Origin of the sequence: Streptococcus porci DSM 23759 (assembly GCF_000423765.1) — a bacterium.
Lineage (GTDB): Bacteria > Bacillota > Bacilli > Lactobacillales > Streptococcaceae > Streptococcus > Streptococcus porci.
The window spans coordinates 244,413-253,867 of sequence record NZ_KE384089.1 but is presented as its reverse complement, the minus strand read 5'-3'; the positions used below and the strand labels follow the sequence as shown (position 1 = coordinate 253,867).

The following is a 9,455-nucleotide window of genomic DNA, read 5'->3' as shown; positions in this document are numbered from 1 at the left end:
AATGGATGTATGAAGTTCTACCATCAGTGCCTTTCTCACCTTTATCAATCAACCCTTTAGAAACAGTAGTCAAACTTCTATCACTGGCGATAGCTTTAACAGTTGCCAATATATATACTAAGCCCAATTTTTCTGTGTGATAAACAGACATAGTGACTGTATCGCCAATTTTTACTAACCCTGTATTCTCATTGACTGCCCATGTTCCTGTATAACCAGGCGTACTGTAATGAGATATGCTGGTTTGATTGTATTGATAGTTTGTCGTGAATAGATGATGCGATAATCCTTGGATACCTTTTTCACCAAAAACTGATAAAACATAAGGTTCCCCAGTCGCGCTAGTACCGTCACTGTATCGTTCAATTCGATACGCCCAAACATAACGCTGAGTGGCGGTGGGAGTTTGCACCACTGTCCCCCAAGTTCCTGAATTACGAGTAACACCAGTGGCTTGACTTGTCAGAAGATATCGCAGTTCAGTCGAAACGATGCCTTTTCCGGCAGGACCTTGAGTTAATTCAATAGCTTCTAAGTCTTTTTGAGTTGCCACTGGATTTGCATTAATAGTTAGCTTATTAACGTTTAGCACCACGTCCCCATTATCCAAATCCCAATATGATTTGCCGTCAGGAGATTGGATACGCCCAGAAGTTAAGACTCCGCTATTCACAGCGTCCAAAGTCATTCCGTCGCCAGTCGCCATTGTCGTCCAATTCCACTCGCCTGTTGGGAGCTTACTGTTTGCGATAGCAAGTTTACCTGCACCCATGTAGATAACTTTGCTAGGGTCTTGGTCAATAGGCTTATCAAACGAATAATATCCAGCAGGCAGACCATACTCATTCCCTGCTTTTAAATCGTAGTTGTACCCATCTTCGTTGAAATAGCTAGATACGATTTGCTTTTTTAGGCTGTCTAGCCAATACACTGTATCATCTTTAGCTTGTTCTATTTGATTAACCAAAAATTTCTCGCGTTCGTACGAGGATTTTGTTAGTTTATCACCGATTCCAAATTTCGTTTTGTTACGATTTAATAAGTTACGTTCAATTTTAAAAATTCGAGTCTTATATTTAATGCCTACGCTAGGCTTGGAAATGCCAACTGTATCACCTAGCTTGCAATCACCAGCTCTTGCAACAGTCGAACTGTATTCTGTTTTTGGACGACTGTTTTCCACGAGCCAGTCATAAGTTGAAGTTAATAATTTTTCTTGGTCTTCTTCGTCACTAAAATCAATAATCGCAATTCTTGGTTTTGTTCCGTTTGCAAAGCCATAAAGTTTCGTCTGTCCGATAAGCTCTACATACTCTTGTCCGACAGGCTTATTAACCGGATTACCGTTCGCAACCGACCATTCTACATCTGCAAATGTTAATTTTCGTCCAAACCCACTTTCTGTCTCTTCGCCTCTACCTCTACCAACTGCAGCAGTGTAGATTGCACCAAGATTGTTATTTTCCGTCACAGTTAGCAAATCAACGCCATGTTGAAAAATCTTCCCACGGTCAGCTCCTAGACGATCATACACATCTAGATATCTAGATGTTATTTTTCCATCTGAGTAGACCATCCTTGGGCGAATCTCTACCCCTGTTAAATCTACTAATTTTGACAAAGAGTCAAGTCTTGTCAAATAGTAAAAATTCGTTGTTGCCCTTTGTGCCGTCTGAACAACACCAACTTTCCACCTTGAACCGTCTAAAATTTTCGTGACAATTTCTAAAACCGTTTTGTTTGTTGGACGGTAGTCTTTGATATATCCATCAGATGACATATCATCAAAAAAAGTATGTACACCCGTTATCGGTACTTTTGACAGACCTTCAGGCTTGTTATTTGTTAGTCGGTATAAGTGGAAGTTATTCGAATCATCAGCATCTTTGTGCCCGATATACTGCACTTTTCGCATTGTATCGGAATACGGAATGGTGCCGTGAAAAGTAATCATTTTATTAAGTTCTTCAGACTGTACCGCCTCAGTTGGATTAGTAACAGATAGCAGTCGTTCTGCATTGTCAAATAAATATAATTCGCTCAATATAATCTCTCCCTCACGCTAACACTTAATGCTCCTCCAGGACTCATAGTAATTAGGTCTCCCTGTTTGATATAAAAATCAAGATCACTTGCTACAAAATCTAAATCAGCGGTTTTGTTCTGAGAATTGACCTTGATTGGATAGTCACTTAACAACTCAATTGTTAATTCTTGACCGCTTGACACAGACGTATTTACAACGATTTTCTTTCCTGTCGTTGTATTCGTCACGACAACTTTCGAAGTTGTAGACGACGGCCTGCATGTTATCTTGTCTGGTTTTGTTGGTAAGAGAGTTTTTGCATCGCCCATGGTTGCAATAGTTAGATTCGTTGTTCCAGTTTGCGATTGAGCCCTCTTATACTTGTAAGGGTCGTAGCAGATAAAACTAAAAGAAGCAATCGTTTGATTGCTATTTTCTTCGATATGATCCACATCTTGTAATTGAGCATAGAACGAATACTCTGGTTCATCAGTAAATGATAATAGGCTCGCATTTTGCGTGTGCAACAATAGGTTAAGTTGATTAAAAGCTTGTCTAAAGGACACATTCGACTCAGCAATTAGCTGAAATTTGACTGTAATTTGTCTAGGTGGTAACACGCTTTCTTCAAACAACACTCCATCACGACCTGGTATTGTCGATGTTGTATTCGTTCTGCCCAGTAGACCGCGCCCGCTAACCGTTAAAGTTCTAAAACCAACTAATTCTTTATCTAAATTATGACCGTTAAAAACTGTCTGTATTGACGCAAAAGAAGCCTCCGAAGGGCTCCTACTTGTTGCGTCAACAAATTGATAAGTCATGTTTTATCCTCCTTCTTACAGACTATAAACTTCTTCCAACTCAAGTATCTGTCCGTTTAGACTGTTGATATCTTCGACAAATGTTCTAAACACTTGACTTCCAAACGAGAACGTAAGTTCAACCGGTCTGATTGTCTTAACAGATTGCTCGAATGTCATATCAGGCATACTATAGTGGCTAGCAACAGATGGGATTTGGCTCATAATGTTTGGTAAAGACATTTTAGGAACTGCTGCTACCCCTAACATATCTGCTACATTACTAATTTTATTTACCCATCCCAACATACCGTTGTACATACCTTCTCCAGTATATCCCCCAAGCTCAGTTGTCACACGAGACGGTGAGTGAATATTAAGGGCTGAGCGTATTCTTGACGCGACATTATTTGCAATGCTTGAAGCCAAACTATAAATTGATCCTGCCGTTGAGGCTAAGCCACTATAAAATCCCATACCAGTGTAATAACCGGCTGAGCGTGCCCCTCCGCTTGCGCTTCTCATGGCTGAAACAACACTATTCATTGACGAGGACACCTTGCTTTGAATTTGACTCATAGAACTGCTAAAGGCACTCTTGACGCTGTTCATTCCTGAAGCAACGCTTGACTTAACTGCATTAATGCCAGCTTTAAAGCTATTTTGTAAAGCAGTCATTGAGCTTTTAGCTTGATTTCCAATAGAATTAAAGCTTGACTTCATAGAAGTCGTAACCGCCTGCATCTGGGATTTAACAGTCGAAGCAACCCCAGTCATCGAAGTCTTAATGCTATTTGAAATTCCAGTCATGCTAGTATTTACAGCATTAGTCGCTTGAGTCATGCTTGAACGGATTGCAGATTCAATCTGTTTTCCTGAATTTTGTGCTGAAGTCGTTGCTTGAGCCAAGGATTTAGATGTGGCGCTCTGAATCTGATTAGTAGAGTTAGCCACGCTTGAGGCTGCCGAACTATAACTATTTGATACTGCACCTTCGGCTGTTTTAGAGCTCGCACTTGCCACCTTTTCGGTCGCAGACAAGGCATCACTAGCAGATGATTCCAACTCTAACGCCGAAGCTATCGCATTGCTTTCTGCTGTCTCAAAGTCCAAAGTAATCCCGTCAGCGAGACTTCCAGTAGCACTCTTAGCGTTAGTGCTAAGAGTTTCAAAGGAGGAGCTGACTGATGTAGCCATATCAGTTGAGCTGGCTTTTACTTTTTCCTTGCCCTCGTCTGTTTTACCAGTGATTGTATTCCACATATCACCAAAGAATCCAGTAACAGAATCTACGACACTGCTGATTGCTCCCGGAATCGCTTCAAGCATAGCTTGACCCAATCCGACAATCAACTCAATACCAGCCTGCATAATAGCAGGTAGCCCCGTGATTAAAGCTGTAACAAACTGTACAATCAATTGTAACCCTGCCATGATGAGCTGTGGCAAAGCCTGAGCTATCCCTTGGACAAGACTCTGAATAATCTGTAGCGCTCCTTGTATGATAGCCGGTAGATTACTAATAATCCCCTGAACAATAGCCATCACAAGTTGAATACCGCCTTGAAGAATGGTTGGAAGATTGCTCACAATCCCTTGGATTAAGGTCTGAATTAATTGCACTGCAACAGGTATCAGTTGAGGAACCAATTGAACAATCCCTTGAATTAACTTGAGTAAAATTTGAATCCCTGTCTGGATAATCTGTGGTAAATAAGTTTGTAGATTTGATGCAAAGTTACTGATGATAGTCTGTGCTGAACTAACCAACAAAGGAATGTTTTGGATAATTCCATCAACAAGACTCAACAGGAAACGCATACCAGTCATAATCAACTGAGGAATCGCTGAAATCAGACTATTGGCAAGTGTTGTAACAATTTGAATAGCGGTTGAAATCAACTGTCCTGAATTACTTCCGACACTTGACACTAAAGCATTGACTAGCTCTATACCTTTTTGTGCAATGACAGGAAGATTAGCCGCAATCACATCACCTAGCTTCGTCACCATACCGACACCAGCAGTCACTAAACTAGGAATTTGGCTCACGATACTATCCACAAATTGACTAATAATTTGCGGACCTTGGCTAATAGCTGTATCTAAGACAGCATTTATCTGATCGCCAAAATTTACCATAGCAAAACCGGCCGCCGCTAATCCAGCCCCGACAAGAGCCATAGGACCAACGACCTGTAAGGCCATAAGAGCAACTTGACCGATTGCACTAGATGTTTTTGTAAAAATGGATGTACCAAGATTACCTGTTTTAGTAAACACTCCTCCAAGTCCGCCAACCTTACCGCTTACTGCAGTAACAGCAGCAGTCATTCGAGGAAACCTACCAACAATACCATCCATTGCGTACATTCCATGCAAAGCCATTGTTTCAAATCCACTCGTCACCTTACTGCTGACTGCACCAATACTGCTAGAAACTTTGCTTCCGACAGTTTGAAAGGCAGAACTAATTCTAGGGAACTTGGCTTCAAATTTATCCATGGCGTACATACCATGAATCGCTGCGGTCTCTGCTTTATCCTTAAAGTTGTCTATTGCTGGACCAGCTTTTATAAAAGCATTTTTGATGTTGTCTACAACATTTACTTTATCCGACAATCCACCTAAAGCATTTTTCGCACCAGTTAGTTTCCCAGAAAGCCCAGAAACTACAGGGAGGGCTCCATTTAGCAACGGAAACAAAGCAACAATCGTACCTAGGCTTTTTGCAAAAGCGTCAATCGAAGCAGAATCGAAAGATAGGTTATTAATCATGCCTGTTAATTTCTCACCACCAGCAATCAACTTATCAAAATTTGCAATCAGCGCTTGCCCAACGTTTGATTTTTCAAACGCCGAATAAAAAGCAGGCATTTTATTTGTTATGGCTGTAATGATTCCTTGAGCCGTCTTTGTCGCACGGATAAACGGATCTAGAATTGGCGCACCCGTAGCAACACCTAAATCTGTGATAGACTGCTTAAAGTTACCAATAACGTTCTCTAATCCGTCTGCTTCGCGAGAGGCTTGCCCCAAAGCACCGGACAACCGATTGGCATCTTCAACCATTTGCAGCAGCGTCAATTGCTTTTGAGATTCGCTTAATTCATTAAAAGATTTACCGTATAGTTTATTTGCTGCTGCATTCCTAGTTGTTTCAGTTGCTGATACCCCAAGCGCTGCATCGTTTTCATAGTTTCCTTTTAAAAAACCTTGTAGGCTCTCTGTAACATCTTCGATTGAACGGTCGTAAAAAGCTGCGCTATCAGCCGCTGCTCGTGTGGCACGACTTGCAAGATTTAAAGACCCAGCTGTGTCCATACCACCAGTCTTAGCAAATGCAGCCATCTGAGTAAATGAGCTTTTCAGACGATTTTCTAAAATGTTATTTTCTTTAGAAATAGACCTTAAAGAAGCACTTGCATCTTTTTCCATCCCAGAAAATACCTGAGAAAATTGGGACTGCATTGCTTGGGCATTACCTGCTGACTTAATGGAGGATATACCAATAGCGGAAAGGGTCGCTCCGATTGCTGCGCCAGAAATAGCAACCGCTTTCGTCATAGCTTTCGTAGCCCCGGCAGTTGACTTATTGACGCTATCCAACATCCTTTCAGCTTTCGCCATACCGCTAGAGAAACCCTTGTCAACCAAAGAAAGTATAGCCTCTACTGAATATTTTTCCGACACTATCTTAACTCCTTTCTTGGTTTGATTTTGTAATGAGTTTTGCTAACTTGCTATCCGTCTTACTCTGTTTATGCTTGCCGCTATTTACTTGAGCTTCGTAGTCAAAGAAATCTTCAAATTTTCGATAGATGTATACCTCTTTTTGACTTTTTCCAGTTCCTGTAAGCTTGGTTGCTTTAACAGCTCTATTAGCCCATGCCGATAGGTGAATATGGTACACATCATCAATTTGACGCATTCGTATCGCCTCGCAGTGCAAACGGTACTCATCAAGTGTAAGAGCGTCAACTTCACTAAGACTCTTAAAACCTAAATAACGGAAGCAAGTTAGTGCTATCTCTTCGTATGTTTCTTCGGAGCTTACAGACCGTCTGCTTCTTCCTGAATCAGGCTGATTGTGTCTTTGGTCTGTGGTGACACTTTTAAACTTTCAATCACCTCATCAAACAAAGGTTTCAATCCATCATTCGCCTCTGCATAACTATCTACTGCTCGGTCTACAACATCTTGTGATGGAGTGCCAGGCCATGCCGCTGCGATAACATCAGAAAGCACAGTTACATTCCCCCCGACAATTTGTGGATAAGCCATTTGCAGACCCACACCAAAAGCCAATCCTTCACGAGTAACTTTGAATTTAGAGTCCAATCGACGGATAAAACCGACTCCAAAAACCAATTCTTTAGTGGTGTTTTTAATTGTAAATTCCATTATTTTTCTCCTTTAAACAAAAAAGAGACGGCATTTTTACATGCTGTCTCATCACAAAACCAATTATTTTTACAGCACATTTACTTGTGCTGTATCACGAAACACATAATCAAGCACCTCCGCTTGCGCTTCGGTCAGTGAGGTCTTACCGCGTTTGCCCTTACCAATTACTGCAAAGGTTAATGATACCTCTACACCGTCATCTGTTGGAGCAGATTCTGACACCTCACTAATGTATGCCTGATAATACGTCGCTTTATATTTTTGACTTTCGTCAGGAGCTTCTGCAAGAATGTCCCATAGCTCCACGATATCACTGTTTTCATGGGCTTCTTTAAGCTTATCAACTTCATCAGTTGTGGATAAATAGGTTGTTGCAGTCACCTCCTGCTCGACTTGACCCAAAGTACGAACAGTCCCGTCCTTGGTCTGAGTGGAATTGACATCTCGACTAGATGATGTCTCGTGCTCTGTTTGTAGAGCGATCTTGGTTGCAGGTTTCATTTTTGCTTCTTTCAAAAAACGATAAAGCAAAAATTTATTAATACCTTGTACTGATTGCGGCATTATTTTTCTCCTTTACAAAATTAAAAATTCTAAAGACATATCCGAACGCCACAGTGTGGATACTTCCGATTGTCTTTCCTCATAAATGCGATAGCTGGAAGATTGGCTAAGTAAGACTGTTTTAAAATCACCGATAGACAGTTTCAAACAAGATTGCCACAATTTGGCAGTCATTTCAGCAACCAATCGACGCTGATGACTTTCACCCCACACAGTCAAAGCAACAGCGTATTTTCCCTTACGCTGGCTTTTATTAGGTTGGGGAATATACTGAATATCAAGCATATTAACAAAAGGATAAGGGACATCTTCCATAGGTAAAGACTCGTGCATTGTAAAGCCAAGCTTATTCCCTTGTTTAATAATCTCATCAAAAATAGATTGATCTGTTGTTTTCATGTGTCGCACCTATTTAACCAACTCATCTAAGTCAGCCTTAAATTTTTCTTTCTGTTCGTTGTAGGCTGGTCTAACAAAAGGTTGTGCCTGCATCTTCCGAGTTCCGTATTCAACGTATGGGCTGTATTCAGTGCCAGGGCCTACCTTTCCTGTCATGCCGTCGTCTATGATTTCGATATTGATAGACCGTCTCGTTTGACCCGTAGAATACCTTTTTTCAAATACAGCATTACGAACCATTTTCTTTTGCAGTTGAGCGGTGTTATTTTTGACTACATTCTTAGCTTTAGTTAGTTGCTGAACGGTTTTTAGCTTTTTTTGAAGGCGCGTCATGCCTTTCCAAGTCACTCGCATCACTGCCCTCTTTCAATATAATAAGCCCTACCACCGAGGCGCTTACTAACTACCCTGTACTGAGATTCGTTAAGCAAAACGTAGTCAACTTTTGCTATATAAGGCTGCCTAAGCAAGACAATCTTACGGTCGTCTTTATAATTCCCAAAGATTTTCAAAGATTCCTCTATACCCAAGTCCGACACATGACAAGGACGAACAGTTTTTAACAACACATCAGTATCACGTTGACTGGTTTCAGGGTTATATGACCCTTTTTTGCTAATCTGAACAAAAGTCACCCTTTTGCTAGTATTCATAACCAAATCATCTTCCCTTGTCTGATTCTGTCCTTATTAACAGTCGCATAGTATTTATCAAGTATTTCCTGATACTCGTCAAAATCAGTATTATCAAATGTCATAGACAAATCTGTTTGACTAGTTGACGACATACCTTCGGAACCGATGCGGTTGTAACGTTTGACAATAACCTCTTTAACCATAAATAAAAACTGGGAAGGAACTTCATTTTTCTCCCCAGTTTTCGCTTTAAATAAGTCAATGGTGTTTTGTTCAATTTCGCTAAGCAACCCATCTTGTTCTGTATCATCTTTTGGAATACCTAACAATACCTTGACGTTTTCAATAACAGTCATTATTTGCCTTCAAGCAAGGCCAATAATTTATCCTTGCTATCACGTTTGTTAAACTCGATACCAAGTTCTTCCAGCTTAGCCATGATATCGTCTTTAGATAACTTAGAGACGTCCCCCTTGTTATCATTTTCATTATCATCTTCCCAGTGAATGACACCCAATTCAAGCAACTCGTCAGCACGCTCACCGTCGTATACGGTATCAATGAAATGTTGCTTGTGAGTCACTTTACACTCAAATGATTTATCAACAATATACGCCATAG

General features: G+C 40.8%; 11 protein-coding genes. All 11 read right to left on the bottom strand.

Features of this window, described 5'->3' with window-relative positions; all coding sequences use genetic code 11:
- On the bottom strand, positions 1–2,044 hold a 2,044-nt coding region (locus tag G576_RS0111055), incomplete at its 3' end, for a phage tail spike protein (RefSeq protein WP_027974649.1).
- Positions 2,041–2,850, bottom strand: a complete 810-nt coding sequence (locus tag G576_RS0111050) for a distal tail protein Dit (protein WP_027974648.1) — start codon at positions 2,848–2,850, stop codon at positions 2,041–2,043. The genes G576_RS0111050 and G576_RS0111055, both read right to left, overlap by 4 nt.
- A 15-nt stretch (positions 2,851–2,865) precedes the next feature.
- Complete coding sequence (locus G576_RS13980; protein WP_027974647.1) at positions 2,866–6,522, bottom strand: phage tail protein; 3,657 nt, start codon at positions 6,520–6,522, stop codon at positions 2,866–2,868.
- 4 nt (positions 6,523–6,526) lie between these two features.
- Positions 6,527–6,760, bottom strand: coding sequence for a hypothetical protein (locus G576_RS13070; RefSeq protein WP_051178114.1), 234 nt, complete (start codon positions 6,758–6,760; stop codon positions 6,527–6,529).
- Between the two features lie 122 nt (positions 6,761–6,882).
- Positions 6,883–7,233, bottom strand: a complete 351-nt coding sequence (locus G576_RS0111035) for a tail assembly chaperone (protein WP_027974646.1) — start codon at positions 7,231–7,233, stop codon at positions 6,883–6,885.
- Between the two features lie 69 nt (positions 7,234–7,302).
- Complete coding sequence (locus G576_RS0111030; RefSeq protein WP_037618971.1) at positions 7,303–7,800, bottom strand: phage major tail protein, TP901-1 family; 498 nt, start codon at positions 7,798–7,800, stop codon at positions 7,303–7,305.
- Between the two features lie 12 nt (positions 7,801–7,812).
- Positions 7,813–8,199, bottom strand: a complete 387-nt coding sequence (locus G576_RS0111025) for a hypothetical protein (protein WP_027974644.1) — start codon at positions 8,197–8,199, stop codon at positions 7,813–7,815.
- A 9-nt stretch (positions 8,200–8,208) separates the two neighbouring features.
- A complete protein-coding gene (locus G576_RS0111020; RefSeq protein ID WP_027974643.1) occupies positions 8,209–8,553 on the bottom strand; it encodes an HK97-gp10 family putative phage morphogenesis protein in 345 nt (114 codons plus the stop codon).
- Complete coding sequence (locus G576_RS12830; protein ID WP_051178113.1) at positions 8,553–8,852, bottom strand: hypothetical protein; 300 nt, start codon at positions 8,850–8,852, stop codon at positions 8,553–8,555. Before G576_RS12830 ends, G576_RS0111020 begins: the two co-directional genes overlap by 1 nt.
- Positions 8,849–9,190, bottom strand: coding sequence for a phage head-tail connector protein (locus G576_RS0111010; RefSeq protein ID WP_027974642.1), 342 nt, complete (start codon positions 9,188–9,190; stop codon positions 8,849–8,851). The genes G576_RS12830 and G576_RS0111010 overlap by 4 nt, the downstream gene beginning before the upstream one ends.
- Complete coding sequence (locus G576_RS12825; protein ID WP_037618968.1) at positions 9,190–9,453, bottom strand: hypothetical protein; 264 nt, start codon at positions 9,451–9,453, stop codon at positions 9,190–9,192. The genes G576_RS0111010 and G576_RS12825 overlap by 1 nt, the downstream gene beginning before the upstream one ends.
- Positions 9,454–9,455: the final 2 nt, after the last annotated feature.